27 protein-coding genes are annotated in these 26,279 nt (G+C 74.6%); 9 read left to right on the forward strand and 18 right to left on the reverse strand.

All coding sequences use genetic code 11. From position 1 onward, the window contains the following. The 4 genes from VGI02_RS13275 to VGI02_RS13290 form a co-directional block, all read right to left on the reverse strand. Positions 1-1,415, reverse strand: a 1,415-nt coding sequence (locus VGI02_RS13275) for a DNA polymerase IV (protein ID WP_414638258.1), incomplete at its 3' end; no start/stop codon positions are given. Next, positions 1,412-1,870 (reverse strand): HAD family hydrolase, encoded by a 459-nt coding sequence (locus VGI02_RS13280; RefSeq protein WP_331627857.1) that lies wholly within the window; start codon positions 1,868-1,870, stop codon positions 1,412-1,414. The genes VGI02_RS13275 and VGI02_RS13280, both read right to left, overlap by 4 nt. 48 nt (positions 1,871-1,918) lie before the next feature. Beyond that, a complete protein-coding gene (locus tag VGI02_RS13285) occupies positions 1,919-2,185 on the reverse strand; it encodes a hypothetical protein (protein ID WP_331627858.1) in 267 nt (88 codons plus the stop codon). Positions 2,186-2,325: 140 nt separating this feature from the next. Further along, positions 2,326-2,619, reverse strand: a complete 294-nt coding sequence (locus VGI02_RS13290; protein ID WP_331627859.1) for a hypothetical protein — start codon at positions 2,617-2,619, stop codon at positions 2,326-2,328. Between the two features lie 261 nt (positions 2,620-2,880). On the opposite strand from VGI02_RS13290, the gene VGI02_RS13295 reads away from it, so the two are divergent. Then, positions 2,881-3,603 (forward strand): class I SAM-dependent methyltransferase, encoded by a 723-nt coding sequence (locus VGI02_RS13295; protein WP_331627860.1) that lies wholly within the window; start codon positions 2,881-2,883, stop codon positions 3,601-3,603. A 4-nt stretch (positions 3,604-3,607) separates the two neighbouring features. Here the strand turns inward: VGI02_RS13295 and VGI02_RS13300 are convergent, their stop codons facing one another. Next, entirely contained in the window at positions 3,608-3,913 is a 306-nt protein-coding gene (locus tag VGI02_RS13300; RefSeq protein ID WP_331627861.1) for a hypothetical protein, read from the reverse strand. A 188-nt stretch (positions 3,914-4,101) separates the two neighbouring features. Between VGI02_RS13300 and VGI02_RS13305 the strand changes: the two genes are divergently transcribed. Continuing rightward, positions 4,102-5,454: an FAD-dependent oxidoreductase gene (locus VGI02_RS13305; RefSeq protein WP_331627862.1), complete on the forward strand. Its 1,353-nt coding sequence runs from the start codon at positions 4,102-4,104 to the stop codon at positions 5,452-5,454. Between the two features lie 68 nt (positions 5,455-5,522). Here the strand turns inward: VGI02_RS13305 and VGI02_RS13310 are convergent, their stop codons facing one another. From VGI02_RS13310 to VGI02_RS13320, 3 genes are read right to left on the reverse strand one after another with little or no spacing between them, the layout of a single operon-like run. Further along, positions 5,523-6,050, reverse strand: coding sequence for a hypothetical protein (locus VGI02_RS13310; protein ID WP_331627863.1), 528 nt, complete (start codon positions 6,048-6,050; stop codon positions 5,523-5,525). After that, complete coding sequence (locus VGI02_RS13315; RefSeq protein ID WP_331627864.1) at positions 6,047-6,412, reverse strand: DUF4873 domain-containing protein; 366 nt, start codon at positions 6,410-6,412, stop codon at positions 6,047-6,049. Before VGI02_RS13315 ends, VGI02_RS13310 begins: the two co-directional genes overlap by 4 nt. After that, complete coding sequence (locus VGI02_RS13320; protein WP_331627866.1) at positions 6,409-7,176, reverse strand: TetR family transcriptional regulator; 768 nt, start codon at positions 7,174-7,176, stop codon at positions 6,409-6,411. Before VGI02_RS13320 ends, VGI02_RS13315 begins: the two co-directional genes overlap by 4 nt. A 107-nt stretch (positions 7,177-7,283) precedes the next feature. On the opposite strand from VGI02_RS13320, the gene VGI02_RS13325 reads away from it, so the two are divergent. The 3 genes from VGI02_RS13325 to VGI02_RS13335 are packed head-to-tail and all read left to right on the forward strand — an operon-like array spanning position 7,284 to position 10,751. After that, complete coding sequence (locus VGI02_RS13325) at positions 7,284-8,216, forward strand: AurF N-oxygenase family protein (protein ID WP_331627867.1); 933 nt, start codon at positions 7,284-7,286, stop codon at positions 8,214-8,216. Further along, positions 8,216-9,184 (forward strand): alpha/beta fold hydrolase, encoded by a 969-nt coding sequence (locus tag VGI02_RS13330; RefSeq protein WP_331627868.1) that lies wholly within the window; start codon positions 8,216-8,218, stop codon positions 9,182-9,184. Before VGI02_RS13325 ends, VGI02_RS13330 begins: the two co-directional genes overlap by 1 nt. Further along, entirely contained in the window at positions 9,177-10,751 is a 1,575-nt protein-coding gene (locus tag VGI02_RS13335) for a flavin-containing monooxygenase (RefSeq protein WP_331627869.1), read from the forward strand. The genes VGI02_RS13330 and VGI02_RS13335 overlap by 8 nt, the downstream gene beginning before the upstream one ends. Here the strand turns inward: VGI02_RS13335 and VGI02_RS13340 are convergent. Together VGI02_RS13340 and VGI02_RS13345 are read right to left on the reverse strand one after the other, a co-directional pair. Further along, a complete protein-coding gene (locus tag VGI02_RS13340) occupies positions 10,741-11,628 on the reverse strand; it encodes an alpha/beta hydrolase (protein WP_331627870.1) in 888 nt (295 codons plus the stop codon). The two genes, VGI02_RS13335 and VGI02_RS13340, sit on opposite strands and share 11 nt — an antisense overlap. Then, positions 11,625-12,623, reverse strand: coding sequence for an aldo/keto reductase (locus tag VGI02_RS13345; protein WP_331627871.1), 999 nt, complete (start codon positions 12,621-12,623; stop codon positions 11,625-11,627). The genes VGI02_RS13340 and VGI02_RS13345 overlap by 4 nt, the downstream gene beginning before the upstream one ends. Before the next feature lie 62 nt (positions 12,624-12,685). Between VGI02_RS13345 and VGI02_RS13350 the strand changes: the two genes are divergently transcribed. Then, a complete protein-coding gene (locus VGI02_RS13350) occupies positions 12,686-13,591 on the forward strand; it encodes a LysR family transcriptional regulator (RefSeq protein ID WP_331627872.1) in 906 nt (301 codons plus the stop codon). 76 nt (positions 13,592-13,667) lie between these two features. On the opposite strand, the gene VGI02_RS13355 is transcribed toward VGI02_RS13350, so the two are convergent. Beyond that, positions 13,668-14,546, reverse strand: coding sequence for an acyl-CoA thioesterase (locus VGI02_RS13355; protein ID WP_331627873.1), 879 nt, complete (start codon positions 14,544-14,546; stop codon positions 13,668-13,670). 37 nt (positions 14,547-14,583) lie between these two features. Then, the gene (locus VGI02_RS13360) at positions 14,584-15,216 is read right to left on the reverse strand and encodes a hypothetical protein (protein ID WP_331627874.1); all 633 of its coding nucleotides are present in this window, start codon (positions 15,214-15,216) and stop codon (positions 14,584-14,586) included. Between the two features lie 301 nt (positions 15,217-15,517). Here VGI02_RS13360 and VGI02_RS13365 point away from each other — a divergent pair, with 301 nt between their 5' ends. After that, a complete protein-coding gene (locus tag VGI02_RS13365) occupies positions 15,518-17,008 on the forward strand; it encodes a wax ester/triacylglycerol synthase family O-acyltransferase (protein ID WP_331627875.1) in 1,491 nt (496 codons plus the stop codon). Further along, positions 17,005-17,748 (forward strand): methyltransferase domain-containing protein, encoded by a 744-nt coding sequence (locus VGI02_RS13370; RefSeq protein ID WP_331627876.1) that lies wholly within the window; start codon positions 17,005-17,007, stop codon positions 17,746-17,748. Before VGI02_RS13365 ends, VGI02_RS13370 begins: the two co-directional genes overlap by 4 nt. A gap of 96 nt (positions 17,749-17,844) precedes the next feature. Here the strand turns inward: VGI02_RS13370 and VGI02_RS13375 are convergent, their stop codons facing one another. From VGI02_RS13375 to VGI02_RS13400, 6 genes are all read right to left on the reverse strand, one after another. Beyond that, positions 17,845-18,540 carry a phosphatase PAP2 family protein gene (locus VGI02_RS13375; protein WP_331627877.1) on the reverse strand — a complete coding sequence of 232 codons (696 nt, stop codon included), beginning with the start codon at positions 18,538-18,540 and terminating at the stop codon, positions 17,845-17,847. Positions 18,541-18,603: 63 nt separating this feature from the next. Beyond that, positions 18,604-19,293, reverse strand: a complete 690-nt coding sequence (locus VGI02_RS13380) for a sortase domain-containing protein (RefSeq protein ID WP_331627878.1) — start codon at positions 19,291-19,293, stop codon at positions 18,604-18,606. A 1-nt stretch (position 19,294) separates the two neighbouring features. After that, positions 19,295-20,515 (reverse strand): excalibur calcium-binding domain-containing protein, encoded by a 1,221-nt coding sequence (locus VGI02_RS13385; RefSeq protein ID WP_331627879.1) that lies wholly within the window; start codon positions 20,513-20,515, stop codon positions 19,295-19,297. Positions 20,516-20,626: 111 nt separating this feature from the next. Further along, positions 20,627-21,172, reverse strand: a complete 546-nt coding sequence (locus tag VGI02_RS13390; protein ID WP_331627880.1) for a hypothetical protein — start codon at positions 21,170-21,172, stop codon at positions 20,627-20,629. Between the two features lie 130 nt (positions 21,173-21,302). Continuing rightward, positions 21,303-23,507 (reverse strand): glycosyltransferase family 39 protein, encoded by a 2,205-nt coding sequence (locus VGI02_RS13395; RefSeq protein WP_331627881.1) that lies wholly within the window; start codon positions 23,505-23,507, stop codon positions 21,303-21,305. Positions 23,508-23,606: 99 nt separating this feature from the next. Continuing rightward, entirely contained in the window at positions 23,607-24,920 is a 1,314-nt protein-coding gene (locus VGI02_RS13400; protein ID WP_331627882.1) for a bifunctional glycosyltransferase family 2/GtrA family protein, read from the reverse strand. Between the two features lie 371 nt (positions 24,921-25,291). On the opposite strand from VGI02_RS13400, the gene VGI02_RS13405 reads away from it, so the two are divergent. Further along, positions 25,292-26,279: S1C family serine protease (locus tag VGI02_RS13405; RefSeq protein ID WP_331627883.1), on the forward strand; the 988-nt coding region annotated here is incomplete at its 3' end.

Here is a 26,279-nt window from a genome sequence, read left to right on the forward strand (position 1 = left end):
GTCAGCGACACCAGCGGATCGGCACGGGACAGCTCCGGATCGTCGCTCGCGAAGGTGACCGCCCGCCCCGCACCCGTCGTGCGCGTCTCGAACCGGACGGTGACCCGCCCGTGCCCGGCTCCCTGCACCCAGCCGTGCCCGTGCCCGGGGTGCGCGACGTCGTCCCCGGTCCGCCAGGCGCGGTCGGGGTCGGCCGCGGCGTCGGACTCCTCGCCCGCCAGGCCGTCGTCCTCCACCGGGGCCTCCGACGTGACGACGGGGCGTAGTGCGCCGGTGTCCGGGTCCTCGACGGCGGCGTCCTCGACGAGCCGCTCCACCCCGTCGTCGAAGAGCGATCCCTGCACCTCCGTGGTGAGCCCCGCGTAGGACACGCCCACCAGCCGCACGCCCGCGTCGGGCAGGGCGGCGACCGCGAGCCGCTGGGCGGTCTCGGTGAGCGTGGGGAGGTCGGTCGAGGCCACCGCCGTCGTCTCCGAGCGGGTGTGCGTGGCGAAGTCGCCGCCGCGGACCTTCACCGTGACCGTCCGCGCCGCCCGCCGTGAGGCCACCAGCCGCCGGTGCGCCGACCCGGCGAGCTCGGCGACCGCGCGCCGCACCGCGACGACGTCGGAGAGGTCGGTGTCGAAGGTCGTCTCGGCGCTGACCTGTTTCGCCTCGCCCCGCTCGGTGACGGCGCGGTCGTCGATCCCCCGGGCCAGCCGGTGCAGCCCGGTGCCGACGGCCGAGCCGAGCAGGGCCGTCACCTCGACGAGCTCCAGCGCCGCCAGCGCGGCCACCGTCGTGACCCCGGCCCGGGCGAGCGTCGTCTCCGCCACCGGCCCGATCCCCCACAGCGCGCGCACCGGGAGCGGGTCGAGCAGTGCCCGCTCGCCGCCGTGCGCGACGACGTGCACCCCGTCCGGCTTCGCGAGCCCGGAGGCGATCTTCGCGACCTGCTTGCCCGCACCCGCCCCGACCGACACCGCGAGTCCCGTGACCGCGCGCACCTCCGCGCGGACCTTCTCCGCCCAGGCCACCACGTCGTCCTCGGAAGCCCCGGCCAGAGCGGCGGGCTCGACGAAGGTCTCGTCGTAGGCCACCTGCTCCAGCACCGGCGCCGCCGAGCGCACCACACCGAAGAAGGCCTCCGAGAGCGTCCGGTAGACCGCCGTGCGGCCCGGGAGCGCCACCGCGTGCGGGCAGCGCCGCCGCGCCTGCGCCATCGGCATCGCCGAGCGGGCGCCGCAGGCCTTCGCCTCGCCGGACGCGCCGGCGACGATCCCGCGCGGCCCGAGCCCGCCGACGAGGACGGCACGACCCCGCAGCGTGGGGCGCGTGAGCTGCTCGGCGGAGGCGAAGAACGAGTCCAGGTCGAGGTGGACCACCCACCGGCCCGTCGTCCCGCCGCCGGGCTCCCGGGGCAGTGCCGGGGTCACGACGGCGGGTGCCAGGCCGCGTCGGGGCGGGGCCAGAGCAGGTCGGCGTCGGCGAGCGCGTCCGCGGGGGTACCGCTCCAGGTGACGCCGACCGCGGTCAGTCCGTGGACGCGCGCCGCCCACATGTCGGCCGGGGAGTCGCCGACCATCGCGGCGCCGCGAGCGCCCTCGGGCAGCACCCGGCCGAGGCCGAGGAGCGCCTCGGCGAGGACGGCGTCCTTCCCGTCCGCCCCCGGCCCGGAGCCGGCGACGTGGCCGAACCAGTCCGACCACCCGAGCCCGTCGACGACCCGGCGGGCCTGGGCGGTCGACGCGGAGGTCGCGACGGCCATCTCGACTCCTGCCGCACACCATGCCCAGAGCACGGCCTCGACGCCGTCGACGGGCCACCCGCGGCCGCGCTGGAGCAGCGTGCCGTCGAGGTCCCACACGACACAGGCCCAGGGCGAGTCCACGCGGCGAGGATCCCATCCGGGAGACCACCGCGCCCGGGGGTCAGGCGTTCAGCACGGCATCGTCGGGATCCGCCGCTCGACGACCTCGCGGGCCCCTTCGATGGTCCCGTCGTTGGTCCACACGCCCGGATCGAGGCGGCTCACGTTCCAACCTCCGGGGCGCACCCGGGTGCCGTAGAGAAAGATGTCCTTCTCCTGGACCCATTCGATCTCGTACTCGATGGGTTGAGCGCTGTCGGACTGCCACGTCCAGACCGCGCCGGACCGGCGGCTCGACTCCCGGACCTGCCGGCCGTCGACGTCCCACGTCGCCACGACGTCCCCTCCCCGTTCGCAGGTGGACACCGCCGAAGTGCGTCCGCGTCTGCGCCGAACGGTGCATCAGCGTAATGGCTTTCGTCTCTGCACGAGTCCCCGTGAGGGACAGGCCACCCGCGCAGGGGGAGGGGATCCGCTCAGGCCGCGGGCGACCAGCCCTCCCGGCAGAGCGCGCCGACGATGCGCCGGGCGTCGGCGCGGTGGACTTCCGGCTGGTGGGTCGTCCAGCTCCACTCGGCACACTCGCGGTGCAGCAGATGCGCGACGACGGTGGCGGCGTGCTCGCGGTCCTCCGTCGAGACGTCGGCGGCGCGGGGCGAGGCGCCGGGCCGCATCAGGGCCGCGACCGCCTCATTGGGGCCGCGGGAGGGGACGCGCTCGGCGTCCCAGGTCGGGGCGTCGGTGAAGGCACCGGGGATCGGAGTGCTCATGGGAGGCCTCCTTCGTCGGGACCGCTGCCCGGGCGCCCCGAGCTGGAGCGACGGGGGAGGCGGTCGTCCGAACTGCTGTGCACGGCGTCCTCGGCGACGCGTGGCGCACGCACCGAGGGTGACCGCCCGGGAGCCGCACGGAAAAGACTTGGGGAGCAACGACACATCACCTGTCCGTTCGGAGGTTGTGCCGGAACGATGAGCCTCCCGCGATCGTGACCCCGGTCGCACGCCACCGTCACCCGCTGCGCGAGGAGCCCGATGACCGCCCCGTTCACCGTCGAACTGGATTCCTCGCCCGGCCGCCGACAGGGCGAGGAACGGTTCGTCCTCCACCACGGCGACGAGACCCGCGAGGTCGTGCTCCACGACTACGCGACGGTCTACTCGGTGCCGGGGCTCTACGAGGAGGTCGTGCAGCAGCGTCTGCAGTGCGCCTCACCCGCGACCGTCGCCGACGCCCTGATCGAGGCGGGCGCGACGGTCGGGACCGCGCCCGGCGACCTGCGCGCCTTCGACCTCGGGGCGGGCAACGGCGTGGTCGGCGAGGAGATGGTCGCCCGCGGGGTGACCGTCGTGGTGGGGGCCGACGGCATCGGAGAGGCCCGCGACGCCGCGCACCGCGACCGGCCGGGGATGTACGCGCACTACCTCGTCGGCGAGCGGCTCGACGGCGCCGAGGTGGCCCGGCTGGTGCGCGAGGAGCACCTGACCGCGCTCGTCGCGGCGGGCGCGGTCGGCGAGGGTCACGTCCCGGTCGACGCGCTGGGTGAGCTGTGGTCGACGTTCCCGCCCGGCTCGGTGCTCGCGCTGACCCTCAAGGACGGCGGCCCCGAGACCGGCGACCACGACGTCGCCGACGTGGACACCATGCTCGCCGGGTTCGACGACACCACCGTCGTCGTCCGCCGTCGCTTCCGGCACCGGTTCTCGATGGCCGGCGCCGAGCTCACCTACCTGGTCCTGGCGGCCGTGAGGCGCTGATCGGTCAGTCGCGCCGTCCGCCCGTCACCAGCGTCAGCCGCGGGCGGATCCGGCGCGGCGCCCGGCCCTCGACCCCGCTGCCGGCGAGGACCCCGGAGCGCCAGGGCCGCGCCGCCTCGCGGTGCCTGCGGGAACCGACCACGCGTCCGGCGAGCTCGCTGGCGAGCTCGTCCGCGAGCTCCTCGGAGAGCACCCGGTCGTCGTCGTAGTCGTCGAGGACGTCCCGCCCCCGGCGCCAGGCGTCCGTACGCCACGGCCCGGGGTTCCAGCTGTCGTCGCCGTCGAGGGCGAGCCGTCCTGTTTCGATCATCAGGAGCATCGTCGGCCGAGGTCCCGCGGCTCTGCAGTGCAGTTGCCACATGGAGTGATGACTCGATGGAGGGCCCTTTTCCGACGCGCCGTCGTAGAGGGCTCACGCGATCGTCGGCGTGGCGCGCTCCGGCGGCCCGCGCGGCGGGCGAGGGTGCGCCCAGTCGTGACCTCCGACAGGATCGCCCCATGAGGACGCATGCCGTAGCGATCGTCGGATCTGGGCCCTCCGGGTTCTACGCGGCAGGGGCGCTGCTGGACTCGACCGATCCGCCGGTGCGCGTGGACATGTTCGACCGGCTCGCCACGCCGTGGGGACTCGTCCGCGCCGGGGTCGCCCCCGACCACCCCAAGATCAAGTCGGTGAGCGGGCAGTACGAGCAGATCGCCGCCCGCCCCGGGTTCCGGTTCTTCGGCCACGTCTGTCTCGGCGAGGACGTGAGCGTCGAGGAACTGCTGGAGCGCTACGACGCGATCATCTACGCGGTCGGTTCGCAGACCGAGCGGCGTCTCGGGATCCCCGGCGAGGACCGCCCCGGCAGCCACGCCTCCGTGGACTTCGTCGGTTGGTACAACGGCCACCCGGACTACGTGGGCCTGGACCCCGACCTGGCGGCCGAGCGCGCCGTCGTCATCGGCGCCGGGAACGTCGCGCTCGACGTCGCCCGCATGCTCCTGCTCCCCGACGACGACCTGCGCGCCACCGACACCGCCGACCACGCGATCGAGGCGTTCGCCGCGTCGGGAGTGCACGAGGTGGTCGTCTGCGGACGCCGCGGCCCGGTCGAGGCGGCGTTCACCACCACCGAGCTGCGCGAGCTCGACCACATCGACGGGCTGACCCCCGTCGTCGACCCCGCGCAGATGCCCGACGCCGCCGGCGACGAGAACCTTCCCAAGGCGATCCGGCGCAACGTCGAGCTCCTGCGGGGCTGGGCGGAGGCCGGTCCCGACGAGAGCGCGCAGCGGCGGATGGAGTTCCGGTTCCTGCGCTCCCCGGTGGCGATCGTGGGCGACGGCGAGGACGGGCCGGTCCGCGGGGTCGAGCTCGCGATCAACCGCCTCGAGGCCGACGACGACGGACGGGTGCGGCCGGTGGACACCGGCGAGCGGGAGACCGTCGAGTGCGGGCTCGTGCTCCGGGCCGTCGGCTACCGCGGCGTGGCGCTCCCGGGCGTGCCGTTCGACGACGGGTCGGGGACCATCCCGCACACCGAGGGACGCATCGAGGGACGCGACCGCGAGTACGTCGTCGGGTGGATCAAGCGCGGCCCCAGCGGGATCATCGGCACGAACCGCAAGGACGCCAACGAGACGGTGCGGGGCCTGCTCGCCGACCTCGCCACGGGCGCCCGCGAGGACGCCACGATCCCCGAGGCCGGGGACGTCGAGGAGTGGCTCTCGGGTCGCTGCGCGGACCTCGTGGACCTCGACGGCTGGGAGGCCATCGACGCGCACGAGCGCACCGCGGGCGAGGGCGGCGGGCGTCCGCGCGTGAAGGTGGTCCACCGCGAGCACCTGATGGGCCTGATACGCAAATAGGTGCGCTCCGCGCTCGTGAGCACTTTCTGGTGTCATAGCCCCGGAAAGTGCTCACGAGCCGGAGGCACCTACGCCGTCTCCTCGCCCTCGTCGAGCGCGATGAACCGCAGCTCGCGCGCCTCGGGCGTGGTGAGCAGGTCGGTCACGTAGCCGATCACGTGGTGGCGGATCTCGGCGTCGAGGTTGCCCAGGCGCCGGACGAACACACCGCCGACCCCGCGCGCGTGCGTCTCGAGCGCGATGTCGCCGGGCCCGATCTCGTCGACCTCGACGACGATGTGGTCGCCCTCCGGCGCGAGGCAGGCCTGCAGACCGATGCGCACGGTCATCCGCGCCTCGACCGGCACGGTCTGCGTGCCGATCTCCACCGAGACGTCGAGCTGCACCGGCACGTGGACCTCGGCGCTGCCGGGACCGGACCCGCGCCTGCCGCGGAGCCGCCCGACGACGCCGACCCCGCGCGCCGTCGCCATCCCGCCCGGCCCGGCGGTCACGGGCCCGAACGCGACCGTGTCGCCGATGAGCCCGCCGATGTCGGCGACCGCGCGCTCCGGGGTCGCGATGGCCGAGAGGACGCCGTCGCGGTCGGCGGTCACGAGATCTCCTCCTCGGTGAGGTCCTCCGGGGCACCCACCGCGAACGGCGGCGTGCTCGTCCCGACGATCCGGTAGCGGCCCCACGGGTCGACGTCCGAGAGCTCCCCGACCGCCTCGCCGTGCGGGGTGGTCAGCAGCGCCGTCGCCTTCTTCCCGCCGAGCGCGGACTCGAGGCCGGCGTGGACCGCCACGCGCCCGTACCAGTGATAGCGGCCGTCGAGCGGCTCGAAGTGCCCGCGCAGGGTCACCTCGACCTCGAGGGGGTCGGCGTCCCGGCTCTCCAGGCGCAACGAGGCCGGGCCGCGGTAGCCGTCCTCGTCGTCGTGGTCGGTGTGGCTGTGCTCGTCGGTCGGTTGCGTCATCGCTGCTCGCTCCCTGGCTCGGCGTCGGTTCCCGTCGGACGGTCGGATGCTCTGTCGGTGACCTGGTGCGACAGCTGGATCACCCGGTTGATCTCCAGCGGGACGTTCGGGTCGATCACGACGTCGCGCTGCCGCGCGAACCCGTCGATGGCCGCCCAGACCAACGTCGTCAGGTACTCGGTGACGGAGTCGCGGCTCATCGAGCGCCGCTCCAGCCACCACTCCGCGGTGTTCTGGACGAACCCGACGACGCCGTAGGCCCACGGCTCGGCGGCGCCGGAGTCCAGGCCGAACGCGCGCAGGTAGTCACCGAGCAGCGCCGAGAGCGCCGTCGCGATGATCTCCTTGTCCGCCTTGACGACCTCCTGGCCGTGCCCGTGCCGGGCCAGGACCCAGTAGAGGTTCGGGAACTCCTCGAAGGTCCCCAGCACCGCGTCGATCGACTTGCGGATGCGCGGGAGCGGGGCCTCCTCCGAGTTCAGGGCCGGGATCAGCCGGTCCAGCAGGATGGCCGTGGCCCGCTCGCCGATCGCCTCGACCAGGTCGGCCTTGTCCGAGAAGTGGCGGTAGAGCACCGGCTTGGTGACGCCGGCCTCGACGGCCACCTGCTCGATCCCGAACTCCGGGCCCACGTCCGCGAGCACCCGCATCGCCGCCTCGACGAACTCCGCGCGGCGCTCCTCGCGGTGCTTCGTCCAACGGGTGCGACGCCCGTCACGAGGTGGGGGCTTACCCCCCGCTCTCGGCTTGACACCCTCCGCCATGGGTCGGCACGCTACCACCAGTTACAGTTACCAACGGTAAGACGTACATCAAGTTGGGGATACAGCGTGTACCGCCCCCGCCATCGCGACCCGGGAGGACGATCGCCATGACGGCGCCGACGACCACGAGGACCACCGGGAGCTCCCGCGCCGGACAGGGCGACGCGAACGCCACTGCCGGGCGTCTGTTGCGCTCCGCGGCGAAGAAGTCCTACGACCCGGACGTCGACATCGACTGGGAGGCCCCGCTCGTCGACGGCGCGCTCTGGATGCCGGAGCACCGGGTGTCGCTCTACGGCACCGGGCTCTGGGACCGGATGACCCCCGAGCAGCGCATCGAGCTCGGCAAGCACGAGGCGTGCAGCGTCGCCAGCGTCGGGCTCTGGTTCGAGACGCTGCTCATGCAGCGCCTGCTCAAGGACTTCTACGCCGACGACCCGACGACCGAGCGCGCGCAGTGGGCGCTCACCGAGGTCGCCGACGAGTGCCGCCACTCGCAGATGTTCGCCCGCCTGGTCCGCCGGGCCGGCGTCGAGCCCTACGGGGCCGCGCCGTTCGTCCACCAGCTGGGCAAGCTGTTCTCGGTGGTCAACTGGGGCCCGGCGGCGTACGCGTCGATCCTCGTCGCCGAGGAGGTGCTCGACCGGCTGCAGCGCGAGCAGGCGAACGACGACTCGATCCAGCCGCTCATGCGCCAGGTCAACCGCATCCACATCATGGAGGAGGCGCGCCACGTCGCCTTCGCCCGCGACGAGGTGACCCGCGGACTCGCCGAGCTCTCCCGCCCCGAGCTCGCCTACCAGCGGTTCATGTGCGCGTTCACCTCGGCCTTCGTGGTGCGCAGCCTGATCAACCCGAAGGTCTACGCCGCCGTCGGGATCGACCCCAGGGAGGGGCGCCGCGCGGCCCTCGCGAACCCGCACCACCGCGAGATGATCCACTTCGGCGGAGAGAAGATCATGGGGTTCCTCGACGAGGCCGGGATGATCGCCGGCCCCGGGCGGGCACTGTGGGAGAAGTCCTTCCTGCTGGAGACGTGATGACGAGCGAAGACATCGGCCCGCTGCGGCTCGCCACGGGGATCACCCTGCGGGTCGCGCGGTCGGGCACCGCGCGGCCGGGCGAGCCGACGCTCGTCCTCGCGCACGGCTGGTCGCAGGATCTGCGCACCTGGGACCGCGTGGTGTCCGACCTCCGGGCCGCCGGCGTGACCGTGCCGATCCTGCGCTACGACCACCGCGGCCACGGGGGCTCGGAGTCCCCGGGGCCCGGCGGCGCCACGGTCGGCCGGGCCGCGGACGACCTCGCGGCGATCCTGCGCGACCACGTCGAGGGCCGGGTCGTGCTGGCCGGGCACTCGATGGGCGGCATGACGCTCATGGCGCTCGCGGAGCGGCACCCCGACCTGGTGCGCGAGCGGGTGGCGGGTGCCGGGTTCGTCGCCACCGCGAGCGACGACATGGCCGACATGACCCTCGGCGTCCGGGGACGGCGCGGGGTCTTCATCGCCCGCGGGGAGCAGGTCGTCATGCCGTGGCTGGCCTCGGTCGGCAACCGCGCACCGATCCACCGTGCCGATCCCGACGGCAGCGGTCCGCGCGCGCGGTCCACCACGCTGGCCCCGCTGGTGCGGGCCCTGGTCTTCGGCCGCCGTCCCCGGCGCGCCGACGTGCTCTCGGTGGCCGAGCAGACCTTCGCCGCCGACCCGGTCGCCGTCGCCGCCTTCCGCGCGTCGATCGCCGAGCACCGGCGCACGTCCTCGCTCGCGTCGATGCGGGGCGTCCCGACGGTGGTCCTGGTCGGCACCCGGGACCGGCTCTGCCCGCCCGACCACGCCCGCACCATCGCCGCGGCGCTGCCCGACGCCGAGCTCGTCGTCCTGCCGGGCGCCGGCCACATGATCACGTTCGAGCGCTCCCAGGAGGTGGCCGCGCACCTGCAGGGTCTGCTCGAGGCCGCCACCGTCACGGAGCCGGTCACGACGTCGAGGGAGACGGCCCGTGCCTGAGGCAACCGGAACCGACCCGGAGTTCCACGAGGTCGTCGTCGTCGGGACCGGGTTCGCCGGTCTCGGCCAGGCCCTGGCCCTGGCGCGGACCGGGATCCACGACGTCGTGCTCCTGGAGAAGTCGCCCGCCTCGGCGGGCGTCGGTGGCACCTGGCGGGACAACACCTACCCCGGGTGCGCGTGCGACATCCCGTCGCACATGTACTCACTCTCCACCGACCTCAACCCGTCCTGGTCGCGCTCGTACTCGCCGCAACCGGAGATCCGGGCCTACCTCGAGCGGGTCGCCGACGCCCACGACCTGCGCCGCCGCGTGCGCTTCTCCACCGAGATGACCGGGGCGACCTGGGACGAGGAGTCCCGGACGTGGACGGTCCACACGACCACCGGCCGGTACCGCTGCCGGTTCCTGGTGTCCGGGGTCGGCGCACTGCACCTGCCCTCGACCCCGTCCCTGCCCGGCGCCGAGCGCTTCCGCGGCGAGACGTTCCACTCCGCGCGGTGGCGTCACGACGTCGACCTGCGCGGCAAGCGGGTCGCGGTCGTCGGGACGGGGGCGAGCGCCGTCCAGTTCGTCCCGCAGGTCGCGCCGGTCGCGGCGAACGTGACGATCTTCCAGCGCACGCCCCCGTGGGTGCTGCCCAAGGGCGACCACCCGATCGGCCCGCTGCGCCGGACGCTCTTCGCCCGCGTCCCGGGCGTCCACCGTGCCTACCGCGCCGCGATGTACGCCGCCCTCGAGTCCCGGGCGATCGGGTTCATGAGCCGCCCGGAGCTGCTGCGCCCCGCCGAGTGGCTCGCCCGCAAGCACATCGAGCACGCCATCTCCGACCCGGAGCTCGTCGAGAGGCTGACCCCGCGCTACTCGCTGGGCTGTAAGCGGGTGCTCGTCTCCAACGACTACTACCCCGCTCTCGCCCGCCCGACGGTCGACGTCGTCACCTCGGGCATCGCCGAGGTGACCGAGACCGGCGTCGTCGACCACGACGGCGTCGAGCACCCGGCCGACGTGATCGTCCACGGCACCGGCTTCCACGTCACCGACGCCTTCGACGGGCTCGAGATCACCGGGCGCGACGGCCGGACGCTGCGCGGCACGTGGCGCGAGCACGGCATGCGCACCCACCACGGGATCACCGTCACCGACTTCCCGAACCTGTTCCTGCTGCTCGGGCCCAACACCGGTCTGGGCCACAACTCCGTCGTGTTCATGATCGAGTGCCAGGCCCGGTACGTGGCCCAGGCGATCGCCGCGGTGCACGACGCCGGGTGCAGCGGGCTGGACGTGCGCTCGTCGGTGCAGACCCGGTCGAACGCGGGCGTGCAGCACCGGCTGCGCAAGGGCATCTGGACCCGGGGCGGGTGCACCAGCTGGTACCTCGACTCCGCCGGGGTCAACCGCACCATCTGGCCCGGGTTCACCGTCCGGTACTGGGCCGAGACCCGGCACTTCCGGCCCGAGGACTACGAGTTCTTCGGGCGCGCCTCGGACCTCGGGCTCCCGACCACCGAGGCCGCTCCGGCGCGGTCGTCCAACGGCGTCCGGGAGCCCGCCGTCAGCCGCTGACCTCGTCGAGGAACCCGACGACAGCGTCGGCGGCAGGCCCGATCAGCGCCGGGTCGTCGTAGAAGTCGATCTGTCCGGCCGACTCCAGCCACACCTGGCGTCGGGCCCCGGGCAGCGCGTCGTGGAAGGCGTGCGCCCAGGGCGGGACGAGGGCCCGTTCGGAGTGCACGACGATCGCGGGGACGGCCATCGTCGCCGCGGCGCCCTGCGCGTCGAAGGGCAGCGTGTGCGCGTAGGAGGCGACGGCGAAGGCGTTGACGTAGGTCGGGACCGCGCCGCGCGCGGTGCCGTAGAACGCGTACGCCTCGTCGAGCGGCATGGCGACCTCGGTCCCGCCCGACTCGCCGTCCGCCGCGACGGCCGGGATCGTCTCGGCCTCGCCCGTGTCCCGCCAGCGCCGCTCCGCGGCCCGCCCGCGCGCGACGGTCTCCTCGTACGCCGCGCCCATGGACGCCCGGACCGCCGCGCCGTCGGTGTAGACCCCCGCCACCCCGGCGAACGCCGCGAACCGTCGGTCGCGGGCGACGGCGACCGCCATCGGCCCGGCGCCGAAGCACACCCCGAGCCCCGCGACCGGCAGCCCGGGGAAACGCTCCGCCAGCCACGCCGCGGCGGCGGAGGCGTCCTGCGCGTCGGACCCCGGGTCGACCATCTGCCGGGGTTCGCCGCCGCTCTCGCCGAACCGGCGGAGGTCGATCGCGAGGCCCGCCCAGCCGCGCTCGGCGACCGCGTGTGCGTAGACCCCCGAGGCCTGCTCCTTCACCGACGTCAGCGGCCCGGTCGCCACGACGGCGCCGCGGGGCGGACCGTCCGGCAGGACGAGGGTCCCGACGACCTCGTCGTCGCCGCTGCGCAGTGTCACGCGCTCGGTCGTCACGACGCACCCCCGAACACGTCGACGGTGCCCCGGGGGACGAACCCGGCGAGCGCACGGTCGACGCGGGCGAGCTCGTCGTCGCCGAGACGCACCCGGGCGGCGTCGAGGTTCTCGACGATGTGCGTGGTGGTGCGACTGCCCGGGATCGGGACGACGTGCGGGTGCTGGTGGAGCAGCCAGGACAGGGCGAGCTGGGCCGGGGTGACGCCCAGCTCGGCCGCGATGGAGCGGACCGGGGCGTAGCGGTCGTTGTTGGCCTGCAGGTGCGCGAAGCGGTCGATGTTGTTGCGGAAGTCGCCCTCGCCCAGACCGGACACCGCGCCCGTCAGGAACCCGCTCCCCAGCGGGCTCCACGCGACGATCCCGACACCGAGCTCGTCGGCCGCCTCGAGCAGGTCGGGGTCCGGCCGGTGCCACATCGCCCACTGGGTCTGGACGGCGCTGACCGGGTGCACCGCGTGGGCGCGGCGCAGGGTGGCGGCGTCGACGTTCGACAGGCCGAGGTGGCGCACCGTCCCCGCCGCGATCAGCTCGGCGACGGCGCCGACGGTGTCCTCGATCGGGACCTGCGGGTCGGGGAAGTGCGGGTAGTAGAGGTCGATCCGGTCGGTGCCGAGCCCGCGCAACGACTGCTCGGCGTAGCCGCGGACCAGGCGCGGGTCGGCGTTGACGGCGAGCTCGCCGAACTCCAGGCCGACGGGGAACCGGTGCCCGGGCTCGCCGGCGGGGATCCGCATCCCGAACTTCGTGGCGATCACGACCTCGTCGCGGACCGGGGCGAGGGCGCGGCCGACGAGGCGCTCGTTGTGCCCGTCGGCGCCGTAGCCGTCGGAGGTGTCGACGAGCGTCGCCCCCGCCTCCACGGCGGCGCGCAGGGCGGCCCCGCCGGTCGCGTCGTCGATCTCGCCGTACATGCCGGGCGAGAGCACCATCGCGCCGACGCCGAGCGCGGACACGGTCAGGTCGCCGAGGGTGCGGGTGGGCAGTGCGGTCATGCCGACGAGCATCGGCCCGCGCCGGGCTGGGCGTCCAAGACCTGCTGTGATAACCATCGGTCATGAGCCGTCCGGGGTCGTCCTCGCCGGCGGGGGACGTGCACCTGCGCGATCTGCGCTACTTCGTCGCGGTCGCCGACGCCGCGAGCTTCACGCGGGCCGCCGAGGCCCTGTTCGTCTCGCAGCCCGCACTCTCCAAGCAGGTTCGCGCGCTGGAGACCCGGCTCGGGGTGCGGTTGCTCGACCGCGGCCCGGCGGGCCTCGCGCTCACCCCGGAGGGCGAGGCGCTGCTCCCCCATGCACGGCGCCTCCTGACCGACTGGGCCGGCGTGCGCGAGGAGGTCCGGCGGGCGGGGTCGGCGCCGATGCTGCTGGTGGGCCTCCAGACGACGGTCGGCCGCGATCTCACCCGCCGGCTGCTCGCGGCGACCCGGGAGCGGGACGCGAGCATGCAGGTGCGGCTGGTCAGCTGGTCGGACGCGAGCAGTGGGCTCGCCGACGGCAGCGTTGACGTGGCGTTCGTGTGGCTGCCGGTGGTCGCGCCCGACGTCGAAGCCCGGGTGCTGCTGCGCGAGCCGCGGTGGGTGGCGATGGCCTCGGACCACCCGCTGGCGTCGCGGCCCGAGGTGACGATGGCCGACCTGGCCGACGAGGCGTTCGTCGCGCTGCCGCGGTCGGCCGGGGCGCTGCGGGAGTTCTGGCTGGCGACCGCGGAACGGACGTCGCCGGCACGGGTGGCCACGGAGGCCGACACCGCGGAGGGGGCGATCGAGGCGGTGGCCTCGGGCACCGGTGTGGTCCTGCTCGCCGAGGGGAACGCGCGGTTGCTGGCCCGGCCGGACGTGGTGTGCCGCCCGGTCCCCGACCTCGGGCCGTGCGAGCTCGCGGTCGCCTGGCGTCGCGGCGACACCCGCGAGCTGGTCTCGGCGGCCGTGGCGGCGCTGACCGGCGGATCCGCTGACGAGTGAGTGGCGCCGTGCGCTCGTCGGGTGACAGCAATGGACCATTGCTGCCACCGGGGGCGGGGCAGGTGCGGGGGCTGGCCTAACGACGGCGGCGGCGGATCAGGCCCTCCTGCACGACCGACGCCACCAGCGTCCCCTCGGCGGTGAACAGGCGGCCCGTCGCGAGCCCGCGGCCGCCGCCCGCGTTCGGTGACTCCTGGACGTAGAGCAGCCAGTCGTCGGCCCGGAACGGCCGGTGGAACCACACCGCGTGGTCCAGGCTCGCGATGTCCACCTGTCGCGACGCCACGCCACCCTCGACGTGCGGCAGCAGGGCCGCCTCGAGGAGCGTGAGGTCGCTGGCGTAGGTCAGCACGCACGCGTGCAGCAGCCGCCCGCGCGGGTCCATGGGCGGCGGCAGTTCCCCGTCGGCGCGCAGCCACACGCGGTTGCGGGCCTGGGGGGCGACCGCGGCGTCCCACGGCGCGTGGTCGACGTAGCGGACGTCCAGCGGCCAGGTCAGCGCGCGGCCGGTGGTGGTGTGGGCCGGCTGGGGCGCGGGCACCGGCGGGCGGTCGCGCCGGTCCAGGCCGTCCGGCCCGGGCGTCGCGGGCATCTCGGCCTGGTGGGTGATGCCCTCCTCGGGCACCTGGAACGACGCGGACATCGTGAAGATCGCCTCGCCGCGCTGGACCGCGGTGACGCGCCGGGTCGTGAAGGAGCGCCCGTCGCGGGTGCGGTCGACCTCGTAGACGATCGGGCGGAACGGGTCACCGGGGCGCAGGAAGTAGCCGTGCAGGGAGTGCACCACCTGGTCCTCGCGGACCGTCCGGCCCGCGGCCACCATGGCCTGGGCCGCCACCTGTCCGCCGAAGACCCGGAGCAGCGACTCCTGGGGACTGCGTCCCCGGAAGATGTCGCGCTCGATGTCCTCGAGATCCAGCACGTCGTCGACGAGCTCGTCGAGGGCCTTGCTCATGGCGCGGCATCTTCCCGCCCGCCGGGAGTCGTGTCGATCAGCCCCCGAAGGAGAGCACCGAGACCTTCGCGACTCCGAGGTCCACGCCGAGCAGCGCCCCGCCCGACGACGACTGCTTCCCGTCCGAGGAGCCGTGCTGCTCCGGGGCGGCCCCGGTCGCCGGGGCCGCGGCCCGCTGCACGGTCTGCGGGGCGGCGTCGTGGGTCTCGGCCGCCGGCTTCGCGGCCACGGCCGGAGCGGGCGCGAAGCTCATCATCGACGGAGCCGAGGCCCGCGCCGGTGCGCTCGCCGCGCGGGCGATCGGGACGCTCCGGGCCGGAGCCGCGATCTGCTGCGCGGTGGACGATCCCGAGACCTTCGAGGTCTGCGAGCCCGCAGCGGTGGACGGGTGCGACGCATCCGAGGCGGCGGGCGCGGCGGGGGTCGTCGACGGCGCGGAGAGCAGACCGAGCGTGGTCGGCGGTGGGCTCGGGGCGAGCCCGTACGACTGGACCGGCTCACCGGCCCGCGGCGCACTCGACGACGCCTGGGTGTCCTGGTGATCCGAGAGGGGGGTCACACCGAGGACGGCGTGGGCTCCGAAGGCGACCGCCGCCGCCACGGGGACGCCGACGACGACGCCCCTGCTCCGCAGCGGGTGCACGCGCAGGGCGTGGCGGGACCGGGCCATGGACCTTCTCTCCTCGTGTTCCGGGGGGAGCTGCCGCCGTCTCCCGAATGACGTCGGGTGCCATGCACAGACGACGGCATGACCACTCACTGCATCCAACGCGCCCATCACGCTCCCGTTACGGGTGACCGGAGGATTTCTTGAGGGACCGACGAGGTGACCTTCGCACTCACGATCAGTGACTGTTGATCACGAATCGTGGTCAGGTGGCCCAGACCACGCGGACCGGTCAGACTCACCGCGCGACGGCGCCGGGCACGGACGGCCGTCACCGGGCATCCGGGCCGTCAGGAGGAGTCAGGTGCAGCAGCTGTCGGGTCTGGACGCGGCGTTCCTGGAGGCCGAGGATGATCACCAGGCCACCCACATCAGTCAGCTCGTCGTCCTCGACATGCCGCGCCCCGACGCCGACCCGTACACCGCCTGGCGAGCGCAGCTCGCCGACCGGCTGCACCTGCTCGAACCGTTGCGCCGCCGCCTCGTCGAGGTGCCGCTCGGACTCGACCACCCCTACTGGGTCTCCGAGGACGTCGACCTCGACTTCCACGTCCGCCACACCGCGGTCCCCCCGCCGGGCACCGACGACCAGCTCGACACGCTCGTCGGCCGATTGGTCGCGGGGCCGATGGACCGTGACCACCCGCTGTGGGTCTCCCACGTCATCGAGGGACTCGCACCGACGGAGGAGTCGCCGCACGGCCGGTTCGCGCTGCTGACGACGGTCCACCACGCCGCTGTCGACGGGGCGTCCGGCGCGACGCTGCTCACGCTGATGCTCGACGACGCCCCGGACGCCGAGCGCCCGGCGGGCGCCGGGAACTGGGAGGCGGAGGACCCGCCGTCGACCACCGGGATGCTCGGGCGCGCCGCGTGGCACGGGCTCGCCCGACCCGGACGCGCACTGCTCCTCGCCGCCCGCGCCGGCCAGCAGGTCGCCGCGGCCACCCGCCAGCCCGCCGTCATCGACCTCGCGGACCGCGTGCGCCGGTCCCTGCGCGGGCCCGTCGGGGACGTGCTCAACCTCGGACGCACGCGGGATCCCGACGCCGCCGTGCCCCGGCTGCCCGCCACCCCCGCCCCGCCGACGCCGTTCAACGCCCCGATCAGCCGGTACCGGCGCTTCAGCCACCGGTCGTTGCCGCTGGCGGAGGTCAAGGCGGTCGCACGGGGGTCCGACGTCGACGACGTGACCATCAACGACGTCGTCGTCGCGGCCTGTGCCGGTGCGCTGCGCACCTACCTGCTCGAGCACGGGGCGCTGCCCGACGAGCCGCTGAGCGCCATGATCCCGGTGTCGCTGCGCACCGGCGACGAGGCGGACACGTGGAGCAACCGGGTCTCGGGCACCGTCGCGTCGCTGCCGACCGACGTGGCGGCCCCGCGCGATCGGCTCGCCGTCGCCCACCGGTCCCTCGAGACCGCGAAGGCCGTCTTCGCCCTCACCCCGGCCGGGCTCGCCCCCGACGGAGCGGACCTCGGGGCGCCCGCGCTGTCCACGCTGATCAGCCGCGCGACCATCTGGTGGTCGACCCACGCGATGCTGCCGTTCAACGTCGTCATCTCGAACGTCCCCGGCCCCCGGGAGCCGCTCTACATCGGTGATGCGAGGGCACGGCACTACTTCCCGGTCTCGGCGATCGTCGACGGGCAGGGCCTCAACATGACGGTGCAGAGCTACGCCGGTTCCGTCGACATCGGCCTGGTGTCGTGCGCACGGCTGATCCCGGACCTCCCCCGGCTCGCCGATCTCGTGGTCGAGGAGTTCGCCGCCCTGCGCGGAGCGTCGTCGTGACCGCCCGGGAGCGGCTGCTCGCCCTGGCCGAGCGGCCGCCCGCGGACGCGACCGGACCGTGGCTGGACCTCGTCGCCGGCAGTCCCGGCGCGCGAGGGCGGCTGCAGGACGCCTGGCAGAGCGAAGGTGGCGCCGGCGGCTACGACGGGATCCTGGCGGTCGGCGACCGGGTCGAGGGCCTGGTGCCCGACCTCGTCGGCGGCGCGAATCTGCGCGCCTTCTACCGGGTCGACGAGCGCCTGGGCCTCGGCGGCGGGGAGACGGTGCTCGACCTCGCCTGTGGACCGGGGACCCTGACCCGTCGGCTGGCGCGCGCGGTCGGCCGGGACGGCCTCGTGATCGCCGCGGATCTGTCGGAACCGATGCTCGCGCGGGCGGCCCGCTCGACGCCGTTCGCGTGCGTCGACTTCGCGCGCATCGACGCGATGGACCTGCCGCTGCGCGACGGGTGCGTGGACGCGCTGTCCTGCTCGCTGTGCCTGCACCTGGTCCCCGACCTCGGCACGGCGCTGGGGGAGATGGCTCGCGTCCTGCGCCCCGGCGCGCCCGCGGCGCTCGCGGTCCCGGCGCACGCGCCCGGGATCCTCCGGCCGTTCACCGAGACGTTGGCCCGGTTCGGACAGGCGCGGTTGTTCGGGGCGGGCGACCTGTCCGGCGAGATGCGGGCCCGCGGGTGGAGCGCGGTGCGGGAGCGCTCACTCGGCGGCATCCGCATCGTGGACGCGAACGCGCCCGCCTGACCCCGGGCGTCAGCGATGCGGCGCCGCTGACACTGGGCGTCAGTCACTCCACATCGTCGATCCCGTCGATCCCGTCGATCCCGTCGATCCCGTCGATCAGCGCGGGGCGGGCCCCCCGCTGCCGACGACCGCGCGCCGCACCCCGTCGACGAGCAGCAGCGCGCCGCCGACCGTGGCGACCACTCCGAACGCGGCGAGCACGTCGCCCGGCCGGTGCCAGCCCGCCGCCATGACGGCGACCGAGGCCCCGGCGACGACGACCAGACCGGCGGCGCCCGCGAGCAGGCGCAGCGCCGCGGGCAGCACCAGCAGCGTCGCGACGACCACCGCGGTGATCACGGTGACGTGCCCGCTCGGCAGCGAGTTCTCCGCGGTCCCCTCACGCGGCAGCACGTCCTTGAGGCCCTGGGTCATCACCTGGGTCAGGAGCACCAGGGCGATGCCTGCCACCGCCGCGCCCGGCCGGCGCCGGACGACCGCGATCCCCGCGACGACGACCAGCGCGAGGCCGACCGACACGACGCTCACCAGGTGCAGCAGGTCGAGGATCTCGGAGTGCACCGACGCGAAGCGCTGCTCCATCGCGACCATGACGGCGTGGTCGACCCGGCGTCCGTGGTCGTCGGCCACGAGCAGAGCCCAGCTCGCCGCGGTCACGGCCACTCCCGCCGCGGCGAGCAGGACCCCGACGACGACGCGCGCGGCCCACCCTCCCGGCTGCGGTGCCCTCCCGGTCGAGAGGGGACGCAGCGGGACGGTGGGCCGCGAGGCGATCGTTCCGGCGGACGTCATGTATCCCAGGATCCACGCTGAACCTGATGATTCCGTGAGAGCCGCCCCGGTGCGACCGGTGGATCAGCCGTGATAGGCCCGGGTGGCGTGCCCGAAGACGATGACGTTGTCCTCGTAGTTCCGGGTCGACGGGTCGAACGTGCCGCCACAGGTGATGAGACGGATCTCAGGACCTGTCGTCGGCCCGTACACGGCCGCCGTCGGGAAGGACTTCTTCGACGCCCGGTCGACGCGGTCGATCACGAACACCACCGACGTCCCGTCCGCGCGGTGGACGAGGACCTGGTCGCCCGCGGCGAGCTGCGCGATGTCCGCGAAGCCGCCCTTCTTCCCGCCGTAGTTGATGTGCGACGCGAACACCGCGGGTCCGGTCGTCCCCGGCGCCGCGCCGCGGGAGAACCACCCGACGGTGGCCGCGTCCGGCGGGACCTGCAGCGAGAGGTCCTCGTTGTAGCCGAGCGACATGATCGAGTTACGGGTCAGGGCGATCGCCGGGATCTCGATCCCGGTCGGCGCCGCCGAGGACAGCGGGAGCGTCACGGTGGAGGCACCCGCGGGCACCGCGACCGTCTTGCTCCCGGTCCGCGCCGGGCTGCCACCGCCGGACACGACGACGCCGAGCACGACCCCGGCGAGCACGATGACGATCAGTGCGGTCAGCGCGGAGGCGACCCTGCCGGTCAGCGATGCGGCCCGGCCGGGGGCCGACGCGGTCGGGTCCGTGTCGCGCTCGAGCGTCCCGGATGCCGGCATGTCAGCGCTCCCCGGCGGTCAGGAGGTCGCCGTCCTCGGCGCCATCGGTCTCGTCGACGGCCCCGGGGAGGTCGTCGTCGTCCTCACGACGGCCGCCGCTCGCGCCGGCCACCGTCGCCAGGGCCATCCCGGCCAGCGCCGCGCCGAGGGCGGGAGCGACGAGGGGGGCGGAGTCACCGGTCGCGACGGCACCGACCGGGTAACCGTGGTAGTCGTCGCAGGCCTCGTGGTAGTCGCGGTAGTTGCGCTCGCAGGCGATGCCGTCGTGGTCACCGTCGAGGCGGTTCGGGTCGTGGCGGTCGGCCGCCAGGACCGCCTGAGCCTCGTCGTAGTTGAGGTCGGCGCAGTCCAGGTCCCAGTACGACGTGGGCAGGTAGCCCCACGAGGTGTGGATCACGGTGGTGCTGGTGTTCCCCGACGACGGGGCCGGGGTCGCCTGCAGCGACTTCAGCAGGTTCGTCAGGGCCGTGATCAGATCGGTCAGGGACGCCGTCGAGGTCGACGGGAGCCCGCCGCAGAAGCTCTTGAACTGGTCGCCGAGGCTCGCCTCCGACCCGGTCGGGGCGTTCACCTTGCTCGCGAGGTAGAGGCAGGTGTCCTGGGCGTTGTCGAACTGGCCCGTGTCCGGGAGCGTCGGGATGGTGCCGAGACCGGTGAGGTTGCCGGTCGGCAGGTTCGCCAGGACGTCGGTGATCGTGCTGCCGGGGACGGTCGTCCCGGCCAGCGTCGACGCGGCGTCGGAGACCGAGGCGAGGGTGTCGGCGGGCTCGAGGGCGACGAGGGGCGCCGCGACCTTCGCCGCCGGGGCGGCCGGCGCGGCCGGCTCGACCGCGGACGGGTCACCGGCGGTCGCGGCGGAGCCCGAGGTCCCCGTGTCCGACGAGGTCCCGCTCTGCGAGCCGGTCCCGCCCGACGACACGGTGCCGCCCGAGGACACGGTGCCGGAGTCCGGCGTCGACGTGGAGCCGCTCCCGCCCGTCGAGGGCGTCGACTCCTCGGTGGAGGGGGTCGTCGTGGTCGGCGTGGGCGTGGGCGTGTCCGTCGACGAACTGCCGCTCGACTCGCAGCCCGTCCCGGCCGCGTTCGGGACCTGATCACCCGTGCACTCGATGGAGGCGGTCGGCGTGTCCGCCGCGAACGCCATGCCCGGCGCGAGCACCGCGGCTCCCACCAGCCCCGCCATCAGCACCGCTGCGGTGCGAATGCCCCTGCCAGCCCTCATCGGCCCGTGCTCCTCGGTCTCCCGTCCCGCTACACCGCGGGACCGTTGACCACGCATCGCACGCGAACCGGTCAAGCGTTACACCGGACGGCCGAGTTCGTTCATCGCCCTTTACACCCGTGTCCGGCGGCGGGGTCCACCGCGTCGTCGTCGCGCCACCATGTGCCCTGCCACAAGGCGGGCGGGGCTCTCGCGCAGGCAGATCGAGACCCCCGCGTCGAGCATCGCGACGATCCGCTTGGTGGGGGCGTTCCGCGCGAGCAGGACGACGACCTCGGCGCCGGGCTGGCGCTCGATCACGTCCACGACGAGGGCCGGGGCGGGCTCGACGAACACGACGAAATCGACGCACGGGTGGTGCGACGGCCGGTCCGTGGCGACGATCCGCCACGTCCGGGGCGCCACGGTCTCCAGCAGCCGCGCGGTGGAGCGGGAGGCCACGACCTCGACCGTGGCGGGATCGTCGTCGACGAGGCGGGCGTCGTCGGGGCGGGCGGCGGGTGCGGGGACCGGCATCGGACCGCTGGGGTGGTCGGCGGGACGGTGCTGGGCGGGCACCGGGACGCTCGGCTGCTCGCGGGAGCCGGTGGCGCGGGAGGCCCGTGGGCCCGGGACCGGCGGGACCGCGTGCCGGCCCGAGCGCAGCGAGAACCTCATGTCACTGATCGTGCCGTCCGATCCTGGATGCTTCCTGAGTGCCGTCTGTGGATCGGTGTCGGGCCCCGGGCGCGCCGACGCGGCGGCGTCCTCGGGGGAAGGGACACCGCCGCGGCGGCTCGCACCGCTGTCAGGACAGCGGACGGCTGAGGTCGTAGACGGTGCGTCCGCCGACGTCGATCTTCGTGAAGTGGCCGGTCACCCAGGCGGTGATCTCGCCGGACGTGCCGCGGCTCATCGGACCGCCGGCGCGGCCACCCTGCGCCTGGGCCCCCGGAGCCCCGCCGCCGCCGGGACCGCCCATGCCCCCGCCGGGGCCGCCGCCCTCGACGAAGTACCGGACCTGACCGGTCGCGACGTACTCCTGGAACTGCGCCAGGGTCGGGGCCGGGTCGCTGCCCATGAAGCCGCCCATCGGCATGACCGGCACGCCGGACGCGAGTTGCAGGCCGGCCTGGTTCATCGACCCGGTCGTCGCGGCCGCCCAGCGGGTGCCCGCGCCCTGCAGCAGCGCGACCAGCTGCGGCGAGGCCTGTTCACTCTCGGGTCCCCCACCACCCGCGCCGCGCGTCCGGTCGGCCAGGCCACCACGGGCGTCCTGGGCGCGGCCCGCGCCGCCGGGGCCGCCTGCGCCGCCGCCACCCATGCCGCCGCCCATCCCGCCGTTCGGGCCCGCGGAGACGATCGAGCCGGAGTGCGGGGTCGCGGCGGTCACCGCGGCGTACGCGGTGGAGGCCCCGACGGTCCCGACGAGGGCCAGGACGGCGACGACGACGGCGACGGCGCGCCGGGCCATGAGGCGCGGCAGGAGCAACCCGACCGCGCCGAGCACACCGGCGACGATCACGACCCAGCGCAGCCACAGGCCCCACTCGGCCTGGGTGAGCACGACGGCGCTCCAGGCGGCGGTGCCGACGACGGACACGGCCAGCACGATCCGGGCGGCGAGGTGGGCCCGCTCGCGCCAGAGGATCGAGGCGCCGGCGGCCGCCGTGATCGCGACACCCGGGACCATCGCGACCGTGTAGTACGGGTGGATCGTCCCGCTCATCGCGGAGAACACGACGGCGTGGACGAGCATCCAGGCGCCGCCGAGCAGCAGCAGCGCGCGCGGCCGGTCGGTGCGGGGCGCCCTGCGGGCGAACCACAGGCCCGCGACCAGCACGAGGGCCCCCGCCGGCAGCAGCCAGGACGCGTTCCCGGCGAACTCCGAGGTGAGCATGCGCCACGGACTCGGCGAGCCCCCGAAACCGCCACCGCCGCCGGGGCCACCGGGCATGCCGCCGGCACCACCGGGGCCGCCGGGCATCCCACCCGCGGCACCGCCCGGCACCCCACCCGCGGCGCCGGGCGCCCCGCCTGCCGCACCGGGAGCGCCGCCACCGCCGGGGCGTCCGCCGCCGCCGCCGTTGCCCTCACCGCCGAGGATGCGACCGAGGCCGTTGTAGCCCAGGGCCAGCTCGAGCAGCGAGTTGTCCGTCGAGCCGCCGATGTAGGGCCGCGACGACGCGGGCCAGAGCTGGACCAGCAGCACGTACCAGCCGGCCGACACGATGATCGCGAGCCCGGCGGCGACGAGGTCGCCGATCCGGCGCCGCAGCGTCGTCGGCGCCACCACCAGGTACACCAGCGCGAGCGCGGGGACGACCAGCGCGACCTGCAGCTGCTTGGTGAGGAACCCGAGCCCCACGAGTGCGCCCGCGGCGACCAGCCACCACGTGCCGGCCTTCGTGCCTGCCGCGTCGACGGCGCGCACCGTCGTGTACGCCGCGGCGACCATGCAGAGCACGAGCATGGCGTCCGGGTTGTTGAACGTGAACATCAGCGCGGCGGCGGGCATGAACGCCAGCAGCGCGCCGGCCGCGAGCGCGGTGCGCGGGCCGGACCAGCGACGGGCGAGCGCGTACACCAGGGCCACGCACGCCACCCCCATGAGCGCCTCGGGGGCGAGCATCGACCACGTCGAGAACCCGAAGATCCGGCCGGAGAGCGCCATCACCCAGAGCGAGGCGGGCGGCTTGTCGACCGTGATCAGGCCGGGCGCGTCGAGGGCGCCGAACAGCCAGGCCTTCGGAGACTGGGTGCCCGCCTGCACGGCCGCCGCATAGAAGGAGTTGGACCAGCCGGACGCGCCGAGGTCCCACAGGTAGGTGATCGCCGTGGCGACCAGGAGCACCCAGTAGGTGGGCCGGACCCAGGCGGGATCGTCGGGGCGACCGCGCACCACGCGCCGGACCCAGGAGGTTCCGGTGGCCGCGGCGGGGGCGGCGACGGTCCCGGTGACCGGCTCGTCGTCGGGGGAGGCGGACGCGGGGGCGTCAGCGGTGGTGCTCATGGCGCTGGGTGCTCCTGGAGCGCAGGCGGGATCGAGGATGTGGAGCTACTGACGTCCAGTGTCAGCGGTGCCGCATCGCTGACAGCGGGGGTGGGTGACCTAGGCGGACTGGCGACGCGGGTGGAACACCCACGCGCGGTAGGCGACGAACCGCAGCAGCGTCGCGACCGCGTTCGCGATCACCAGGACCACCAGCTCGGTCGCGTGGCTCGAGCCGGGTGACGCCACGTCGAGCAGGGCGAGCGAGCCGGAGGTCAGCACGAGGCCGAGCCCGAACACGACGAGCCCCTCGACCTGGCTGCGCCCCGCGTGCCTGCGCCCGCGGATGCCGAAGGTGAGCCGGCGGTTCGCGGCGGTGTTCGCGACGGCGGTGATGACCAGCGCGAACAGGTTCGAGACCTGGGCCGGCATCGCCGTGCGGAACAGCGAGTACAGCAGCAGGAACGCCACCGTGGAGATCACGCCGATCACCGCGAAGCGCAGGACCTGGGCGGTCATCCCGGGCGCGACGCCCGCCGTCTCGTCGGCGCTGGTCGCCGCCATCTGGCTGCCGACGATCTCCGCCCGGCCGAGCTCGCGGCGCAGCTGTGCGACCGGCAGCGCACCGGTCGCGAGCGCCCTCCCGACCCGGGCGACACCCTTGAGGTCGGCCACCGCGGTGGAGACGACGTCGACCCGCGAGTCCGGGTCGTCGACCCAGTCCACCGGCACCTCGTGGATCCGCAGCCCGGAGCGCTCGGCGAGCACCAGGAGCTCGGTGTCGAAGAACCACGCGGTGTCCTCGACGAGCGGCAGCAGGCGCTCCGCCACGTCGGCCCGGATCGCCTTGAACCCGCACTGGGCGTCGGAGAACCGGGCGCGCAGCGTGCCGCGGAGGATGACGTTGTAGCAGCGGGAGATGATCTCCCGCTTGGCGCCGCGCACCACCCGCGAGGTCCGGGAGAGCCGGGAGCCGATCGCGAGGTCGGAGTGTCCCGAGATCAGCGGGGCGACGAGCGGGAGCAGCGCGTTCAGGTCGGTGGAGAGGTCCACGTCCATGTACGCGAGCACCGGCGCGTCCGACGCCGACCACACGGCCTGCAGCGCGCGGCCCCGCCCCTTCTGGTCGAGGTGGACCACCGAGACCTCGTCGTACTGCGAGGCGAGGGCGCGCCCGACGGCGAGGGTGCGGTCGGTCGAGGCGTTGTCGGCGACCGTGATCCGGAAGCGGTAGGGGAAGGCCTCGCACAGGTGTGCGTGGAGGCGCTCGACGCAGGGACCGAGGTCCCGCTCCTCGTTGTGGACGGGGACGACGACGTCGAGCACCGGCGTCGTGTCGTCGGGCTCGATGGCGGCCCGGATGGAGGGGCGCACGGCGGGGAGCGGTCCACCACCGGCCGAACCGGAGGTGTCGGGAGCGAGCGCTGCGGTCATGTCCTCACCGTCGGCGTCGGACGTGGACGGGCGGTGGGTCCCGCCTGTGATCGTCCTGTGGGTGCTGCCGTGCGATCCGGCCGGCGCCGCGGCGCTCCCCGTCCCGGGACGTCCACCGCGCACGGCCGGGGCGTCGCGAACGGCCGGGTCGTCGGGGGTGGACGGGCCGAGGCGGGCCGGGGACGCCATGCGATCAGGGTCGCCAGGCACGATGTCCGGGGGCTGGAGACCGGCTGTGCGCAGCCTGTGTCCCGTTCAGCAGGGATCGTCCCCTGATGTCCGCTTCTCGGCGGGTGTGAGGTCGCCCGATCTCAGGAACTTTGCAGACAAGCCGCAGGGCACCCACAGCCGCGAGGGGAACGCTCGACACCATGACCGACCAGGACCCGTTCGCACGGGCAGCACAGCCCGGCGAACCCGCCCACTCCGCCGGCCCGGCCCCGCGCGACGGGTCCGCGAGCGCGGGTGTGCGCTACGAAGCCCCCCAGAGCCCCCCGAACCCGTGGGCCGCACCGTCCGGCGGTGACGGCTCCGGCAGCACCGCCACGATGCCCCGGACCGACCAGCCGACCGAGCAGACCGGCACGCCGTGGGGCGCCGGCCAGCACCAGGACGGCTGGGGACAGTCGCCGTCGTCGGGACCGCCGTCGGGGCCGCCCCCGACCTCGCAGTGGCCCACGGGCGGGTCGGGCGGCGGAGGTGGCCGACGGCGGCGCAGCCCGGTCGTCCTCGTCTCGGCCGCGCTGGCCGCGCTGCTCGTCGCGGGTGGGGTCGGCGGCGTCGTCGGCTACGAGGCCGCGAGCGCAGGCGGATCGGGCGGCGGGAGCTCGGTGCTCGCCGGCTCCTCCAGCTCGTCGTCGTCCGGCGCGCCCGCGCCCGCCGGCTCCGTCGAGTCGGTCGCCCAGAAGGTGCTGCCGAGCGTCGTGCAGCTGCGCGGCGCCTCCGGTGAGGGCTCCGGCATCGTCATCTCCGCCGACGGCCTCATCCTGACCAACGCCCACGTCCTCGAGGCCGGCCAGGCCGCCCAGCAGCAGTCGCCGCTCGGCGGGGTCGACGGCGGCCAGCAGGGCGGTCAGGAGGGCGGCCAGGCCCCCGCTCCCGGCGGCGAGACCCAGGGCCTCACCGCGGTCTTCCAGAACGGCAACCGGGCGGCCGTCCAGGTGGTCGGCACCGACACCAGCGCCGACCTCGCCGTCGTCCGCGCGCAGGGCGTCTCGAACCTCAGCCCGGTCTCCATCGGCGACTCCAGCCAGCTCCAGGTGGGGCAGGGCGTCGTCGCCGTCGGCTCGCCGCTCGGCCTGTCCGGGACCGTGACGTCCGGCATCGTCTCCGCCCTGCAGCGCCCGGTGGTCGCCGGCG

This window comes from Actinomycetospora sp. (assembly GCF_036497245.1).
In the GTDB taxonomy this organism is placed as follows: domain Bacteria; phylum Actinomycetota; class Actinomycetes; order Mycobacteriales; family Pseudonocardiaceae; genus Actinomycetospora.